This is a genomic window from Gordonia tangerina, assembly GCF_021556435.1.
Classification (GTDB): Bacteria; Actinomycetota; Actinomycetes; order Mycobacteriales; family Mycobacteriaceae; genus Gordonia; species Gordonia tangerina.
The window spans coordinates 22,783-39,913 of sequence record NZ_JAKGCU010000017.1; the positions used below are offsets into that span (position 1 = coordinate 22,783).

Annotated in this window: 14 protein-coding genes; 4 read left to right on the forward strand and 10 right to left on the reverse strand. The window is 67.0% G+C overall.

Annotated elements, in window-relative coordinates:
- Positions 1–24: 24 nt before the first annotated feature.
- From L1892_RS16900 to L1892_RS16920, 5 genes are all read right to left on the reverse strand, one after another.
- A complete protein-coding gene (locus tag L1892_RS16900) occupies positions 25–990 on the reverse strand; it encodes an oxygenase MpaB family protein (protein WP_235724787.1) in 966 nt (321 codons plus the stop codon).
- Positions 991–1,120: 130 nt separating this feature from the next.
- Positions 1,121–1,369 (reverse strand): DUF3263 domain-containing protein, encoded by a 249-nt coding sequence (locus tag L1892_RS16905; protein WP_372475150.1) that lies wholly within the window; start codon positions 1,367–1,369, stop codon positions 1,121–1,123.
- A gap of 236 nt (positions 1,370–1,605) precedes the next feature.
- Positions 1,606–2,460, reverse strand: coding sequence for an adenylate/guanylate cyclase domain-containing protein (locus L1892_RS16910; protein WP_372475151.1), 855 nt, complete (start codon positions 2,458–2,460; stop codon positions 1,606–1,608).
- Positions 2,461–2,517: 57 nt separating this feature from the next.
- The gene (locus L1892_RS16915) at positions 2,518–3,684 is read right to left on the reverse strand and encodes a DUF475 domain-containing protein (RefSeq protein ID WP_235724788.1); all 1,167 of its coding nucleotides are present in this window, start codon (positions 3,682–3,684) and stop codon (positions 2,518–2,520) included.
- The gene (locus tag L1892_RS16920; RefSeq protein WP_372475152.1) at positions 3,681–4,013 is read right to left on the reverse strand and encodes a hypothetical protein; all 333 of its coding nucleotides are present in this window, start codon (positions 4,011–4,013) and stop codon (positions 3,681–3,683) included. Before L1892_RS16920 ends, L1892_RS16915 begins: the two co-directional genes overlap by 4 nt.
- 176 nt (positions 4,014–4,189) lie before the next feature.
- On the opposite strand from L1892_RS16920, the gene L1892_RS16925 reads away from it, so the two are divergent.
- Positions 4,190–4,534 (forward strand): RNA polymerase-binding protein RbpA, encoded by a 345-nt coding sequence (locus L1892_RS16925; RefSeq protein WP_160902307.1) that lies wholly within the window; start codon positions 4,190–4,192, stop codon positions 4,532–4,534.
- Positions 4,535–5,029: 495 nt separating this feature from the next.
- The gene (gene ltrA, locus L1892_RS16930) at positions 5,030–6,412 is read left to right on the forward strand and encodes a group II intron reverse transcriptase/maturase (protein ID WP_235724789.1); all 1,383 of its coding nucleotides are present in this window, start codon (positions 5,030–5,032) and stop codon (positions 6,410–6,412) included.
- Between the two features lie 103 nt (positions 6,413–6,515).
- Here the strand turns inward: ltrA and L1892_RS16935 are convergent, their stop codons facing one another.
- From L1892_RS16935 to cobN, 5 genes are all read right to left on the reverse strand, one after another.
- Positions 6,516–7,340: a polyprenol monophosphomannose synthase gene (locus L1892_RS16935; RefSeq protein ID WP_372475154.1), complete on the reverse strand. Its 825-nt coding sequence runs from the start codon at positions 7,338–7,340 to the stop codon at positions 6,516–6,518.
- Between the two features lie 87 nt (positions 7,341–7,427).
- Complete coding sequence (lnt, locus tag L1892_RS16940) at positions 7,428–9,074, reverse strand: apolipoprotein N-acyltransferase (RefSeq protein WP_235724882.1); 1,647 nt, start codon at positions 9,072–9,074, stop codon at positions 7,428–7,430.
- 32 nt (positions 9,075–9,106) lie between these two features.
- The gene (locus L1892_RS16945) at positions 9,107–10,747 is read right to left on the reverse strand and encodes an amidohydrolase (protein WP_235724790.1); all 1,641 of its coding nucleotides are present in this window, start codon (positions 10,745–10,747) and stop codon (positions 9,107–9,109) included.
- Positions 10,748–10,783: 36 nt separating this feature from the next.
- Positions 10,784–11,287, reverse strand: a complete 504-nt coding sequence (locus tag L1892_RS16950) for an FxsA family protein (protein ID WP_235724791.1) — start codon at positions 11,285–11,287, stop codon at positions 10,784–10,786.
- A gap of 133 nt (positions 11,288–11,420) precedes the next feature.
- Positions 11,421–15,041, reverse strand: a complete 3,621-nt coding sequence (cobN, locus tag L1892_RS16955) for a cobaltochelatase subunit CobN (protein WP_235724793.1) — start codon at positions 15,039–15,041, stop codon at positions 11,421–11,423.
- A gap of 217 nt (positions 15,042–15,258) precedes the next feature.
- On the opposite strand from cobN, the gene L1892_RS16960 reads away from it, so the two are divergent.
- A complete protein-coding gene (locus L1892_RS16960) occupies positions 15,259–16,494 on the forward strand; it encodes a ferredoxin-like domain-containing protein (protein WP_235724794.1) in 1,236 nt (411 codons plus the stop codon).
- Positions 16,495–16,507: 13 nt separating this feature from the next.
- On the forward strand, positions 16,508–17,131 hold the full coding sequence (locus tag L1892_RS16965; protein ID WP_235724795.1) for a precorrin-8X methylmutase: 624 nt from the start codon (positions 16,508–16,510) through the stop codon (positions 17,129–17,131).

Genomic DNA, 17,131 nt, shown 5'->3' on the forward strand with positions numbered 1-17,131 from the left:
GTCGAGGCGATCCCGCATGTTGGCTCAGCCGGCGGCTTTCGCCACCTTGTAGGCCGCTCCGGCACCTTCCCGCTGCTTCATCTTCACGATCGCGTCGTGGTGACGTCGCGCGTGGTAGGCCAGCGGGAAGTAGGTCAACCGCTCGGGCAGTACGCGATAGGCGGCGCGAATCGCCGCGTGGAGGCGCTCGAGTTCGCGCTGTTCGCCGTCGGTCCAGGTGACACCGAGGATCTCTCGGATGCGTGCGTCCATCACGCCGATGGTGGTCAGATAGTTCAACTTCTGGGCGGGCACCGAGGCATAGCGTGCGATGGTGTTGGCGAACCGGACCAACGGTGCGGGGACTGTGCCGTCGAGCCGCGGCGCCGTCTGCATCTGGCGGACCAGTTCCACCGCCGTCGGGTGGGCGACCAACACGTTGTCGATCATGTTGTCGAAGTAGGGGGTGAACTCCTCGATCGTCTGCGGGAACCCCTTCATGGGCACCTGCACGATCTTCGCGATCCGGACGTTGTCGCGGTACACCTCCTCCTCTTCGACCGGGGTGAACTCGCGACCGAGGACAAGCGGTGCTGCCGTCACCGACGTCGGAAAGGCAGTGGCGATGACCCACTGATAGGCCTCGGGGTTGAGCGCGCTGATGTGCTTGCCCTCCGCGTTGCGCATCTGTAGCGGCTGATGCATGCGCCGCAGCCGTTTGCCCTCCTCGATGGCCTCCTGCCCGCCATACACCCAACGCATGACCGAGTCGATCGACCGGATGGCCCTACCCATCGGGTCCGTGCGGTACACCGAGTACTTGCCGACGACGTCGCCGATGACCGGATGCATCACCTGCATCACGAACGCCGCACCGTTGACCGGCAGGAACGTGTAGCGGCCAACGAGTTCGGCGGTCAGTGAATCGGGAGAAATGAGTTCGATCTCGTCATCGCCGTGCGATATCACCGGTTCGTCGGCCAGCATCGGGGACGGTTGGGTGATTGTCATATCGGACCTCCACGCGTTCTGACTCGTCTCAACGAGCGACCTCATTCTGAGGACTTATGTAGTCAGATTAACGTGTGAGCTCGCCCACGTCGACACCTTTGCGAAAAAGGTTGCGCGTTACTCGGTCAAGTCAGCGGGCCATCCAGCGCCGTCGTCGGATGACACCGCGCATCCGACGCAGCTCTCCGGAGGTCAACGTCGCGGGCGGATCGTCGGCGACGATGCGGTCGACCTCATCGAAGAACTCCCTATCGGTGAGTCCGAACTGTTCGGCGATGGCGCTCGACGAGCCACCGCCGAGTTGATACCAGTGCTTCTCGAAGTCGATCATTTTCTGCTGCTTGTCGTGCGGTGTGTCGAGCCGCTGCTTGTCGCGCACTGTCACTCTGCCCCTGAGATGTCGCCGAGAATCGTCGGATGGAACCGGCACCCGCGCTGACTGTTCAACACCGGCCGTTCGACGCCTGTCGCCCATATTGTGCCCTCGGATGATGGCGTGTGTCACTGCCTGGAATCAACGGGACGTGAATGTCGCGTGGCGTGTCGCCGCAGGGTCGGACATTTCCCCCGAAACGTCCAAAAGTCCGCGCGCACCGGATATTTCGTTCGCTCCACTCACTGCTCGTAGCGAGGGACCACCGCGTAAACGACGAGATCCGATGGAACGCCCTTGGCTTTGAACCGCCGCTTGCGACGGTGGTAGCGCTCGGCGTCCGCGTTGTTCAGGGTCGCATCACTGGCGAACAGTTCGCCGGGTCCCGCGGCATCGGCCACCCGGGCCGCGATGTTGACATCGACGCCGATGAAATCGTCCCCCACCGCGCGCGGGGTTCCGGTGTGCAGCCCGGCGCGCAGTTGTGGCCGGTAGCTGTCGATGGTCAGCGCGCTCACTGCGCAGATGGCCTCGTGGGCTGCTTCGATCGCCTCGGTGCCGTCCAGGAACACCGCCATCGTCCCATCGCCGAGGTACTTCACCACACTGCCACCCCGCGCGGAGATGACAGATTCGGTCACCGCGTTCACCTCGGACAACAGCCGCAACACCTGGTCGTCGCCCGCCCCGAGAGCCCACGTGGAGAAACCGACCAGATCGGTGAACAGGATGGTTGCGGGCACCGGTTCGCGCCCCCGCCCGCCGCGTCGGGCGAGCATCGTCTGCCACATCTGCAGCGCACCCAGGCCCAGTTCGCGAATGACGCTGGGCTGCTCGGGACGAGCCTCGTTGATCAATCGGGCCAGGCGATCGGAGGTCCGGCCCCCCACCTGCGGTGGCGAGCCGGGCAGCAGACCGCGTGCCGCACGCGCCGCCCGAACCGCTCGGGCGTTGGCATCCGAACGAGCCAGTGCGTCGGCGGCACGGCGTGCAGGCCCAAGGTTGCCCGAATGCCGCGCCGAGGAGGTGGGCGTGACCGCGTCGGTGGGGTCGGCAGCATCGCCGTGCTCGTCGCCGGCATCGTCGGTCCGCGTCACGTGGGCCAGTGTATTCCGCCGGCCGGAGGGCTCCGCCCGGATGTGGGTCACGGGCGGTCAGTGGGTGCCGGCAGCCTCGTGATCGGAGCGGCGGCGGCCATCACGGCGGTTCGCGCGCACACTGCTCGCCATCGCAGCGCCGATGAACGCCACTCCGACCAAGCCCGTCACCACCTCGTTGACCTCGATCTGGATGCTGAGAAGAAGGATGACCGCAAGTGCCCCGATCGCCCAGTGCGCGCCGTGCTCCAGATAGCGGTACTGGCCCAATGTGCCCTGCCGAACGAGATAGATGGTGATCGAGCGGACGAACATCGCGCCGATGAACCCCAGCCCGAGTGCGATCAGGATGGGGTCCGGGGTGATGGCGAACGCGCCGATGACTCCGTCGAACGAGAACGACGCATCGAGTACCTCGAGGTAGAGGAACAAGAAGAATCCGGCCTTGCCCACTGCCACCGTGGTGGGGTGGGGATCGCGACCCGTACGTGTCGACGTATCGGTATCCATCGCAGACGCGTCGCCCGGCCCGTCGTCGGGCGAACCGCCGAACACACCGGGTTGGCGACGTTGGAACAACGAGCTGAGGCCATCGACGAGGAGGTAGGTGACCGCTCCCAGTAGACCTGAGATCAGCACGGTGGCCCGTGAGTCGTCAGGTGACAGATACTCTGCCACCACCACCAGAACCACCATCGCGATCACGACGGCGAGCTGATCGAGACGACCGAGCTGCCCCAGTGGCCGCTCGATCCACGACAGCCACGTCAGGTCACGGTTGCTGAGAACGAAATTGAGGAACAGCAGCAGCAGGAACATGCCGCCGAATGCGGCGATCTGCGGGTGGGCCTCCAACAGAATCGCCTCATAGCTCGGGCTGCCATCAGGGAAATGGTCGGCACCATCGGGCGGCGGATTCATCGCGAGCCGGAACGCCTCGGCCGGGGCGAGGCCCCCGGTGATCCAGACGATGGCCAGCGGGAACAGCAGACGCATGCCGAACACGGCGATCACTATGCCCACCGTCAAGAACATCCGTTGCCAGAACAGACTCATCCGTTCCAGCACCGTCGCGTTGATCACGGCGTTGTCGAAGGACAACGACACTTCGAGGATGCCGAGGATGGCGCACAACGCCAGTCCGGTCCAGCCCCGGTACAGGAAGGCGGCAGCCAATGCGGCGAGACTGACGAGAACCGACAGCCCGAAGACCCGGACGATCACCGCAGGCGCTCGGCTTCGCGGGCCAGGCCGAGCAGGTCGTCGGTCAGCGATTGCAGCGTCGGGGTGTCGGCGCATTCGGCCACAGCGGTCACCAGGTCCTCGGCGGCGCAGCGTAGCGCGAACATGCGGTCACCGAATGCGTCCGCCTCGGCCGAGGTGAGGATGACCGCGTCGTCGGGAATAGAAGTGCCCTGTGTGAGCGCTCTTTGTTCGTAGGCACGTTGCCTACACGAACGTTTGCAGTACTTGCGGCGACGACCGAGGTCGGAGTCGATCATGCTGCGACCGCACCACGCGCAGGAATAGGGCCGTCGGCGGGGGTCGTCCACGGAGTAGACCGTACCGGGGCCCGTGGGCGGGTGTGGGACGTGGCGTCCCCGCCGATCGGGGCCGAACGCGTAGAATGGTCGTGTTCAGCGCCGGTTCAGCCCGGATCGCCGTGCGTGAATGTCACGCGCGGGGGTCCGGCTGCGCCCGGACCGACGAGATGTTGAGAGGAAAGTCAATGGCAGATCGAGTGCTACGGGGTAGCCGACTCGGTGCGGTGAGCTACGAGACCGATCGCGATCACGACCTCGCCCCACGACGCATCGTCCAGTACCGGACCGACAACGGTGAGATCTTCGACGTCCCGTTCGCCGACGACGCCGAGGTGCCGTCTAAGTGGCCGTGCAAGAACGGCATGGAGGGCACCATCCTGGAAGGTGCCGAGCCCGAGGAGAAGAAGACCAAGCCGCCGCGCACGCACTGGGACATGTTGCTCGAGCGTCGTTCGGAAGAAGAGCTCGAGGTGCTGCTCAACGAGCGTCTCGAACTGCTCAAGCAGCGGCGCAAGGGCGTCACGAACTGATTCGGTACAGACGACGCGCGACACAGGGCCGGGTGATGTTCACCCGGCCCTCTGTCGTGTACGCCCAGCATGGGCATTCGCTTGGAGGTGGAAGTCCTCTGGAGGGGAAGGTGGTTTAACTCCTAGTCGATGGCAACTGCGTCACTGCGAGGTGGGGTGGGAAGGAAGCCGGAGACGAAATCCTGCACCGAGGGACACGAACCGCATATGAGGCATGTCGATCGGGGTAAGCCAGCACGAGATGGTGAAGCCCGTTCCACCGAAACGGTCGGTGTGTAAATGCGGCGGCGGCAGGAGGACAGTGAATGTTCTTATCTGGGGAGATCTGTCCTGGTGCGTCGACGATTCGTGTCGACGCGGTACTGCTCGGGAGGGTGGTGCTGACGGGGCAGAAGTAAGCAGAGGTCGTAGTACCAGCGGGAATCAGGTGAGTGCTGGGAAGGGCTGAACGCTGAGAATTGACGGTTGTGACCAGCATTTCTCGCGACGACGACGATGATCGCCGCCAACCCGCTTCTGGCGGGGCAGACCGATGAGGAGGTACCGGTGAATCCGGAAGGGCCCTCGGCTGTGCGTAGTGGTCGTTCGGCGGGTGCTGGGAACGATGTCAGGGATGGCCAGGGGCTGTGGGAGCAGGTGTTTAGCCCACAGAACCTGGGTGTTGCGGTGAAACGTGTCGAACGTAATCGGGGCGCGCCCGGTGTGGATGGCATGACCACGGAGCAGTTGCGTGGGTGGTGTCGGGAGCATTGGGGTGAGGTCACGGTGGCGTTGGATGCGGGCACGTATCGTCCGTCGCCGGTGCGTCAGGTGTTGATTCCCAAACCTGATGGTGGGCAACGGAAATTGGGGGTGCCTACGGTGCTGGATCGGCTGATCCAGCAGGCTATCGCGCAAGTATTGACCCCGATCTTTGATCCGGGGTTCGTGCCGGTCTCTTATGGGTTCCGGCCGGGCAAGAGCGCCCACTCTGCGGTCAAGGTCGCCCGTACGGTGATCGAGCAGGGGTATCGGTGGGTGGTCGAGGTCGATCTCGATGCGTTCTTTGATCGGGTCAACCACGACATCCTCATGTCCCGGGTTGCGCGGAAAGTGAAGGACAAGCGGCTGCTGAAGCTGATCCGCGCCTATCTTGAGGCGGGGATTATGGTCGATGGGGTGCGACAGCCGACGGCGGAGGGAACCCCGCAGGGGTCGCCGTTGTCGCCGTTGTTGTCCAACATCATGCTCGACGATTTCGATCAGGAGATGTGGGCGCGTGGGCATCGGTTTGTCCGGTATGCCGACGATATCCGTGTCTTCGTGAAATCCAAGCGGGCCGCTGAACGGGTGCTCGAGACGAGCACCGTGTTCCTAGAGCGGCGGATGAAGTTGAGGGTGAACAAAGACAAGTCCTCGATCGCTCCGGCAACGACAGCTGTGTTGCTGGGGTTCGGGTTCTTCTTCACCACGGCGGGAGTCAAGATCAGGGTGGCGCCGAAGGCGTGGTCGCGGGCCAGGGCCCGTCTCCGGGTGTTGACGTCTCGGCGGTGGAGTGTGTCGATGTCGTATCGCATCATGCGGCTCAACCAGTATGTGCGGGGTTGGATGGGGTATTTCCGCTTGGCGGACACGCCACGCAAGCTCTCCGACCTCGATGAATGGTATCGCCGCAGGCTGCGCCAAATCCGGTGGAAGGAATGGAAACGTGGCCGTACACGGGTCGCGAATCTGCGTGACCTCGGGATTCGGGCTGATCTGGCCTGGCAGTGGGGCATGACTAGTCGTGGCTACTGGCGGATCGCGAAGTCGCCCATCCTGCACCGGGCTCTCCCGACGAAGTACTGGGAGGGCTTGGGCCTGATCTTCTTTCACTCTGCCTGGGCCAGGTTTCACTGACTCAGCGAACCGCCGTATGCGAGGTCCGCACGTACGGTGGTGTGAGAGGAGGGCCGGGAAACCCGGCCCTCCTACTCGATTTCTGTGCACTCGGTTGGTTCGGTCAGCGGCGCAGACCGCGCAACCGTTCGATCCGGCTCTCGATCCCCCACCGGGCTACCATCACGAACGCCTCGCCCATCACACCACCGCTCATCTTCGACTCCCCGATCTCGCGTTCGGTGAAGGTGATCGGTACCTCTCGGACGTCGAACCCCGCGCGGACGGCCCGCCAGGCCAAGTCGATCTGGAAGCAGTAACCGGCCGACTCGACGGTGTCGAGTTCGATCTTGTCGAGCACCTGGCGGCGGTAGGCACGGAAGCCGGCGGTGATGTCGTGCACCCTGGCACCGAGCGCCAGTCGCGCGTAGGTGTTGGCTCCTCGGGACAACATCTCACGATGACGTGGCCAGTTCACCAACTGGCCACCGGGAACATAGCGTGACCCGATCACCAGATCGGCACCGTCGTTGACGGCGTCGAGCAGGCGGTGGAGCTGCTCGGGAGCGTGACTCCCGTCGGCATCCATCTCGATGATCGTGGCGTAGTCACGGTCGAGACCCCACGCGAAGCCGGCCAGGTAGGCCTTGCCGAGGCCGTCCTTCTCGACCCGGTGCAGCACGTGGACTCGGTTGCGCGCATCCTCGGCGGCGAGACCGTCGGCCACCTCGCCGGTACCGTCGGGACTGGAATCGTCGACCACCAGGAGGTGGATGCCGGGCAGGGCCGCGTGCAGGCGTTCGACGATGACGGGTAGGTTCTCCCGCTCGTTGAAAGTCGGGATCACCACCAGCGCGCGTTCGCCGTACGGGCCGACGACGCCGGGCGCCGTCGCGTCCGCGCCGTTCTCCGGTTGTCCATCACCGGCTGTCGGTTCACCCAATGCCACCGAGCTCCTCGTTCAGTCCCGCAGTGGTCGATCCTGTGGTGGTCGATCCTGCGGTGGTTGATCCTGTGGTGTTCGACCGTGGGGCGTTCAACCCTGTGCCGTCCAATTCTGCGTCGCTGTCGATTCCGTTTGCGTCGCCTCGGGTGCTCGTCCACGCGCGCGGCGTGCGCCCGCCGTGAACCACCTCAGAGAGAACCTAGTATGCCGTCTCACCGCGAACAAAAACCCGATGACCGCGATCACGATGGCCACGGTGAGAGGCCAGTCCCCCAGCCGCGTCGCGAGCGTGCGGTCGTTGTGCAACGGAAGCCGACTCGACAACACCGCCGGCGTGAAGATCCCGCTCTCTGCGATGATCATCCCGTCGGGGTCGATGATCGCGCTGACGCCGCTCGTCGCGGCCACGACGGCGGCGCGGCCGTGTTCGACCGCACGCACCTGGGACATGGCCAACTGCTGGTAGGTCATCTCGGTGCGTCCGAAGGTCGCGTTGTTGGTCGGGATGTAGAGAATCTGCGCGCCGTCATCGACCGCCTTGCGCGCCGACCGGTCGAAGGCCACCTCCCAACATGTCGACACTCCTACCTGCACCGATCCCGACCGTCCCGGCACGGTGAGACTCGAGGACCCCGAACCCGGCCGAAAATCACCCGCGAGGTCCGCATAAGACGAGAACAGGCGGAAGAAGCCACGCCACGGCAGGTACTCGCCGAACGGCTGGATGATGTGTTTGTCGTACCGGTCGACCGGACCGCGTTGTTGATCCCACACCAGCACCGTGTTCGTGTAATGGCCGTCGGGGTTCATGACCAGAGTGCCGACCAGGATCGGTGCGCCCACCGACACCGACGCCGCGGTGATCTCTGCCGCCGCGTCCGGGTTGGTGAGCGGAGAGATGTCGGATGCGTTCTCCGGCCACGCCACGAAATCAGGTTGATCGGCGGTGCCTGCGCGGACCGCCGCCGCGAGCATCTCGGTTTGCCGGACGTGATTGTCGAGGACCGCGCGACGCTGGGCGTTGAAATCCAGACCGAGGCGCGGGACGTTGCCCTGCACCGCCGCGACACGCACCGATGCCGATGCCACATTGCGATCGACGGTGTCCGGTGTCAGCGCGATGGCGGCCACCGGACCGACAAGGGCCAACACCACGGCGATCGCCGCGGTGCGGACGGTGCGGCGGCCATGATGCTCACCGTCGCGGACCGCCCGGATCATCACCTGACACAACCAGACGATCGAGGCACCCAACAACGCGACGGCGGCCGAGAGCCCCGGCGCGCCCGCAACCGAGGCCAACGGCAGCAGCGGGCCGTCGACCTGGCTGAACGCAGTCCTCCCCCAGGGAAAGCCGCCGAACGGGAACGCCGACCGTAATGCCTCCACCAGTAGCCACGACAGGGTGAACCAGACCGGAGGCACGGGTAGCCGCATGCTGACCACGGCGATGAGTCCGAACAGGGCGGTGTAGACGGCCAGGGCGGCGGCGAGCGCGAGCCACGGCAGCGGCCCGACATACACGCCGATCCAGGGCAGCAATGGCACGAAGAATGCCGCTCCGAACACGAAGCCGAGCCACAGTCCGGTACGGGCGCGCGGACGTCCGGTACCGAGAACAGCGGCGAGCAGTCCGAGGCCGACGACGGCCAGGAACCAGAGGTTGCGCGGTGGGAAGGCCGCCCACATCGCGATACCGGCGACCACGGCGACCAGTGTCCGCAGCAGCAGGATCATCCGATCGGAGCCGGGTCGCCACCGGCCGCCGGTCACGTCCCGCCGCCGTCGAGGACCCCGATGTCGAACAGCACGTCGTCGCGGTGCACGGTCCGCACGCAGCGGGGCAGGCGCGCATCGGGCGCGATGTCGGGCAGTGCCGGGACCCGCGATCGCGGGTCGGTGGACCACCGCTGCACACTCGCACGCGACCCCGCGACCACGAGATCGTCGATATCCCACACCGCGTAGCTCGCCGGAGCCCCAGGCACCAGGGTGCCGGTGAGCCCGTCGTTGACCCCTGCGGCGCGCCAGCCGCCCCGGGTCGCCGCGGCAAACGCGCCGCGTGCCGAGATCGCATTGTGCGGTTGATGATGATGGACCGCCGCGCGGATCGACGACCACGGGTCGATCGGGGTGACCGGTGCGTCGGAGGAGAACGACAGGACGACGCCCTGCCGGGCGTGTCCGGCGAAGTTGTTCAGCCCCACCGCCCGCGCACGTCCCAGCCGCTGTTCATACAGGTCACCACTGCCGCCCCAGGCCGCATCGAACTGCGGCTGCATGCTCGCGACGACGCCACAGCGCGCGAGGACCGCGGCCTGCTGGTCAGAGACCATCTCGGCGTGCTCGATGCGGTGCGCACATCGCGCCAGCGCCGGAGTGCCCAGTTCGGCGGCGAGTTCGTCAAATGCCGCCACCACCGACGCAGTGGCGGCGTCCCCGATCACGTGGAAACCGGCTTGGATGCCGATGTCGGTGCAGGCCCGGATGTGGTCGCGGATCGTCGCGTAGTCGAGATAGCTGATACCGGTCTGCCCGGGTTCATCGTGATAGGGCTCGGTCAGCCATGCGGTGTGCGAGCCGAACGCCCCGTCGATGAAGAGGTCACCGGCCAGCGCGTCGGCACGACTGATGGCCAGGAGCTCGCGGGCATGATCGGCGCTGCCGACCGGCTGACCCCAGTATCGGCGCACCTCCATCGGGTGATCGAGATCGGCGAGGGCGAGGAAGTCGTCGAGCCCACTGATGTCGGGACCGCCGTTCTCGTGAACGGCCACCACCCCGTGTGCCGCGGCATGGTCGAGCGCACGCCGTTGCGCGCGGGCGCGCTGCGCGGCCGTCACCAACTGGCGAGCAGCGCCACGGACCAGATGGTGGGCTTCGGCGACCAGCGGCTCTTCGGGGTGATAACCGGCAGCATCGGCCAGATCGGGCACCAGGCGTCGCAGCGCGCTCGACGCGACTGCCGAGTGCTCGTCGATCCGTGCGAGATAGGTGGGGAGGTTGCCGACCACCGCGTCGATCTCGGTCGTCGTCGGAAACCGGCGATCATCGGGATCGGTGCCCGACCACGACGAATCGTCCCACCCGAGACCCCAGATCAAATCGCCCTCGTCGGTGCCGGCGGCGTACTCGGCAACCCGGCGCAGACAATCCGATCGGTCAGTGGTGCCGCTGAGGGCCAGCCCCGCCAATGCGAGTCCGGTGGAGGTCAGGTGCACGTGGGAGTCGACGAAACCCGGGGACACGAAGCGGCCGCCGAGGTCGATGATCTGTGCATCGGGATGCAACGCCCGGCCGACTTCGTCACTGCCCACCCAGACGACGACGCCGTCGGTGACGGCCATTGCCGTCGCATCGGGAGCGGACGGCGAATACACAGCTCCACCGAGAAGCAATTCCGTGGTCACGGTCGTCCAGTGTGCCCTGCCACGGGTCGGGACGGGTCAGTGGCCCCGCGGCAGCCGACGGTCATCGGGGTTGGTCCTCGGCGGTGTCGAAACCGTCGCCTCGGAGTCCACCACGGTTCCGTCGACGACAGTGCCACCGCGCACATAGATACCCGAGGCATACAGCCCGGCTCGATCCATGCTCGCGGCGAAACTCTTGGCGCCCGCCGCGGCCACCACCGGGCGCAGGGCCCGCCGCACGGGCGGAATCAGGAGCAGCAGGCCCGCCGCCGTCGAGACGACGCCCGGGATCACCATCAGCATCGTCGCCCCGGCCAGCAGCGCGGTGTCGGTGAGCGGCCCACGTGGGTCGACCTCGTTGCGCGAGGCCCGTCGCAGTTGAGCGAAGACCTTACGTCCCTGCTGCCGCAGGAGCAGCAGGCCCGCCGCGACTGCGCCCACCGTGATGAGCACTGCCCAGCCGAAACCGAGGAAGTGGGTCATCGCGACGAATGCGCCGATCTCGATCGCGATATAGGCGATCACTAACAGCATTCGCATCTTCAGCACTGCCTTCCCGGGACCATCCGCACACCGACCACCCGTCGGTGGGTGTCTCTCTGATGGGTACAACGACGCAGTGCGGTGGTTCTCTCCCGATTCGACCGATTTTCTCGATCCGGAGCGGTCGGCCTCAGCCGTCGCGGCCCTCGATATCACCTTCGGTCTGCAGGTACACCTGCCGCAACCGATCGAGCATCTCTGCCGGTGGCGCCTCCCAGAGATCCCGTTCCACCGCCTCGAGGAGTCGTTCGGCGATGCCGTGCAGAGCCCACGGATTCGACTGCTGCATGAACCGCTGATTGTCCTCGTCAAGGACGTAGGACTCGGTGAGCTTCTCGTACATCCAGTCGGCGACCACATTGGTGGTGGCGTCGTATCCGAACAGGTAGTCCACGGTCGCCGCCATCTCGAACGCACCCTTGTAGCCGTGGCGCTGCATGGCCGAGATCCAGCGGGGATTGATCACGCGGGCCCGGAAGACGCGGCTGGTCTCCTCCGACAGCGTGCGCGTGCGCACCGAGTCCGGCCGCGTGCTGTCACCGATGTAGGCGTCCGGATCGTTGCCCGTCAGCGCGCGTACCGTGGCGACCATGCCGCCGTGGTACTGGAAGTAATCGTCGGAATCGGCGATGTCGTGTTCGCGGGTGTCGGTGTTCTTGGCGGCCACCGCGATGCGGCGGTAGGCGGCGCGCATGTCCTCGACTGCCGGGACTCCCGCCAGGTCACGCCCGTAGGCGTAGCCACCCCACTCCGTGTAGACCTGGGCGAGGTCGGCGTCGCTACGCCATTCGCGGGAGTCGATCAGCTGGAGCAGACCGGCCCCATAGGTACCCGGCTTGGACCCGAAGATGCGGGTCTGCGCCCGTCGCCGGTCACCGTGTTCGGCGGTGGCCGAGCGCACGTGGGCCGCGACGAAGTTCTGCTCGTCGGGTTCGTCGGCGGCCGCGGCCAGCGCGACTGCGTCGTCGAGCATGGTGACCACGTGCGGGAAGGCATCGCGGAAGAAGCCCGAGATGCGGACGGTGACGTCGATACGCGGCCGACCGAGTTCCTCGAGCCCGATCAGCTCCAGGTCCGACACCCGGCGCGACGCCTCATCCCAGACCGGCATCACGCCGAGCAGGGCGAGCACCTCGGCGATGTCGTCGCCGGAGGTGCGCATCGCGCTGGTACCCCACACCGACAGGCCCACCGAGGCCGGATAGGTGCCGTGATCGTCGAGGTAGCGCGTCAGCAGCGAGTCGGCCAGCGCGCGGCCGGTCTCCCACGCCAGCCGGGAGGGCACCGCCTTGGGATCGACCGAGTAGAAATTGCGACCGGTCGGCAAGACGTTGATCAGACCTCGCAGCGGTGAACCGCTGGGACCGGCTTCGATGAAGCGGCCGTCGAGTGCCCGCAGCACCTGATCGATTTCGCGGCGGGTCTGACGCAGCCGCGGAACCACCTCGGTGGCTGCAAACGACAGGACGTCGGCGACCGCGGCCGGGTGCTCGGCAGCAGCATCGGCGACCGACGCCGGTGACCAGTCATCCTTGGCGCACGTGGCGACCAGCGTGCGCGCGGTGGTCTCGATGTCGTCGACGCTGCCCCGGGCGGCCGAGCCGTCTTCGGCGAGTCCGAGTGCCTCACGCAATCCCGGCAATGACTGGGCGCCGCCCCAGATCTGACGGGCCCGCAGCATCGCGAGCACCAGGTCGACCTCGTTGTCATCGGTCGGTGCCTGCCCGAGCACATGCAGGCCGTCGCGGATCTGGACGTCCTTGATCTCACACAACCAGCCGTCCACGTGCAGCAGCATGTCGTCGAACACCTCCTCGTCGGGGCGTTCGGTCAGTCCGAGGTCATGATCCATCTTGGCGGCGGTGAGCAGGGTCCAGATCTGCTGACGGATCGCCGGGAGCTTGGCCGGATCGAGTGCGGAGATGTTGGCGTGTTCGTCGAGCAGCTGCTCGAGGCGGGCGATGTCGCCATACGTTTCGGCCCGCGCCATCGGCGGGATGAGGTGGTCGACGAGCACGGCGTGCGCGCGGCGCTTGGCCTGGGTGCCCTCGCCGGGATCGTTGACGAGGAACGGATAGATCATCGGGACGTCACCGAGTGCGGCGTCGGTACCGCAGTCGGCCGACATGCCCAGCGTCTTGCCGGGCAGCCACTCCAGGTTGCCGTGCTTGCCCACGTGCACGATGGCGTCTGCGCCGAAGCCGTCGATCTCGCCGGGTGCTCGGCCGGTGAGCCACCGGTACGACGCCAGGTAGTGGTGCGACGGAGGAAGATCCGGGTCGTGGTAGATCGCCACCGGATTCTCGCCGAATCCGCGGGGCGGCTGCACCATCAGCACGATGTTGCCGAACCGCATCGCCGCGACGACGATGTCGCCGTCCGGGTTGACCGAGCGGTCGACGAACAGTTCGCCCGGGGCCGGACCCCAATGCTCCTCGACCGCGGAACGCAATGGCTCTCCGAGCGTGGCGAACCACCGGCGATAGTCCGCGGCCGACACCCGGATCGGGTTGGCGGCCAGGGTTTCCTCGGTGAGCCAGTCCGAATCCTGTCCCCCGGCCTCGATGATCGCGTGGATCAGTGCGTCGGAGTCGGCCTCGGCGAGGCCCGGGATAGCGTCGGGTCCCTGACCCGGCCCGATGTCGTATCCCGCGGAGCGCAAGGCGTCCAGCAGATGCAGCAGGCTGCGTGGGGTGTCAAGTCCCACCGCGTTGCCGATCCGCGCGTGTTTGGTCGGATAGGCCGACAGCATCAGGGCGATGCGGCGGTCGGCGGGTGCCGTGTGGCGTAGTCGGGCATGGGCGACCGCGATACCGGCCACCCGCGCGCACCGCTCGTGGTCGGGCTGGTACCAGGGCAGCCCGTCGTCGTCGAACTCCTTGAACGAGAACGGCACGGTGATGATGCGGCCGTCGAACTCGGGTACCGCGACCTGAGTGGCCACGTCCAGCGGCGACAAGCCGTCGTCCGTGGCCGCCCAGTCGGCGCGCGAACTCGTCAAACACAAGCCCTGCAGGATCGGGACGTCCAGCGCGGCCAGGCGCTCGATGTTCCAGGCGTCGTCGTCTCCACCGGCGGCTGCGGTCGCGGGGGTGGCACCGCCCGCAGCGAGCACGGTGACGACCAGCGCGTCGGCGGTACCGAGCAGCTCGATCAGATCGTCGGGTGCGGTTCGCAGCGACGCACAGAAGATCGGCAGCGCCCGCGCGCCCTTGGCCTCGATCGCTGCGCAGAGGGCATCGACGTATTTCGTGTTCCCGGCGAGGTGCTGGGCGCGGTAGTACAGCACGGCAACGGTCGGCGCGCTCGTATCGGGTGTCGCCGCGGCGCGATCGAGCACGCCCCAGGCCGGTGTCTGCGCGGGCGACTCGAAACCGATGCCGGTCAGGAGCACTGTGTCGGACAGGAAGTTGTGCAGGTTGACGAAGTTCGCCACGCCCCCGGCGGCCAGATAGTTGTGTGCTTGCGCCACCACCCCGGCAGGCACCGTCGATCGCGCCATCAGGTCGGGATCGGGCTGCTGTTCACCCGAGCACACCACCAGTGGTTTTCCTGTTGCCGCGACCGCGGCCAGGCCGTCCTCCCACGCCCGGACACCCCCGAGAATCCGGACGACGATGAGATCGGTCCCGGCCGCGAGCTCGTCGATGTCATCTACGAGGATCCGGGAGGGGTTGGCACCGCGCAGCTCCGCGCCGCTCGCGGCAGCAGTGATGAGGTCGGTGTCCGAGGTCGAGAGCAGCAGGATCATCAGATCTCCTCGCCGGGAGGCGCGCCCGGTGCGTCGTGGAGCCCCGATTCGGGCTCTGTGGGGTGTTGGCGTGTGGTGCGGCGAGGGGGTAGGTCTGACTCCGGCCTTCCGGCCGTCACAGTGGCGCGACCGTGCCGGACTCCCACCGGCTTCTGCCGCCCTCGATGCGTTCAGCCTAGGACAGTGACCCGCGGTGCAGGCGCCTACCCTGGAGGATGTGCCCGAAGCCGACCGTCGTACCGCCGCCGACCGCTGCCCCGGGGTGTTCGACACCCACGCGGCGGCAGATGGCGCCGTCGCCCGGATCCGGCTACCGGGTGGACGGCTGCGTCCCGACCAGTTGCAGCGACTCGCACATTCCGCAGCCGAGTTCGGTGATGGTTTTCTCGAGCTCACCGCGCGCGCGAACCTGCAGATCCGGGGCATCAACGATGTCGACGGCGTGGCCGGCGAGGTCGTCGCGGCGGGTCTGGCACCCAGTGGTGCCCATGACAGGATCCGCAACATCGCCCTGAGCCCATTGACGGGCCGGATCGGCGGGTTGGTGGACGCTGTGCCGGTCGCCGACGCACTCGATGCGCGACTGCGGGCCGACGCACGTGCGACGAGCCTCTCGGGTCGTTTCCTGTTCGGCGTCGACGACGGCCGCGGCGACGTCGTCGGGCGTCGGCCCGACGTCTGCGCGGTGGTGCGCGAAACCGCGACACCGGACGCCGGAGCGCACGTACCGTCTGCAGATCAAAGCCCTACAGATCCGAACCCGGCCGACCCGAACCCTGCCGACCTGATCGGGGCGGACCTGGTCGTGGGCGGCGTACCGGTCGGTTCGGCACGCGGCATCGATCCTATCGTGGCGGCGATGTGTGAGATCGCGCTCGACATGCGTGACATCGATCCGAACGCCTGGCGGGTCGGTGACCTCGCCGTAGATGAGCGCACCCGCCTCGAGAGCCGGGCGCGTGCCCGGTTGGCTCCGCCCGTCGGTGGCTCACTCGACCACGAACCGGCGGCGCCAGTCGTCGGATGGTTCGACCAGGACGACGGTCAGGTCCTGTTGGGCGCAGTGGTGGAACTGGGTCGATTGCCGGCCCGATTGGCTGAATTCCTGGCCGCCGTCGACGCCCCGATCGTGCTCACCCCCGATCGCGAGATCCTGTTGTGTGATCTCGGTGAGGGGGTGGCGGAGACGGTGGTCCGCGTGCTCGCGCCGATGGGGTTGATCTTCGACGCGTCCTCGCCGTGGGTGCGGGTGACCTGCTGTGTGGGTTCGCCGGGTTGCGCGAAGTCGCACGCCCCGGTGCGAGATGACCTACTGGCCCGAGTGCGGTCCGGCGACCCCGTCGACGACCGCGAGCACTGGGTGGGTTGCCCGCGTGGCTGCGGTTCGCCCACCGGGCCGCACGAGTACGTTCAGGCCGGTCCCGACGGCGAGTACCGCTCCGCCCGTCGATAGGCTCTAGCGCACCATGACCGACTACCTGCGTGACGGCCCCGCGATCTATCGCCAGTCCTTTGCCACCATTCGTGCGGAGTCTGATCTGTCCGCGTTCTCCCCCGACGTGGCGGGCGTGGTGGTCCGGATGATCCATGCCTGCGGCCAGACCGACCTCACCGACAACGTGGTCGCGACCGACGGCGTGGTCCCCGCAGCGCGAACGGCGTTGCGCGGTGGGGCGCCCATCCTCTGCGACGCATCGATGGTCGCCTCCGGGATCACCCGCAAGCGTCTGCCCGCCGACAACGACGTTCGGTGCCATCTGTCCGAACCGACGCTGCCGAGCCTCGCCGAACAGCTCGGAACCACCCGAACCGCAGCCGCCCTGGAGTTCTGGCGGCCCAGCCTGGCGGGCGCGGTGGTTGCGATCGGCAATGCGCCCACCGCACTGTTCGCATTGCTCGACATGATCGACGCCGGTGCGCCCCGGCCGGCCGCGATCGTGGGTGCGCCGGTCGGATTCGTCGGCGCCGCAGAATCCTGCGGGGCGCTGGCAGCGCGCGAGGACCTCGAATTCATCACGGTGACCGGCCGGCGCGGTGGCTCGGCCATCACCGCCGCGGCGGTCAATGCGCTCGCGAGTCCCGAGGAGTGA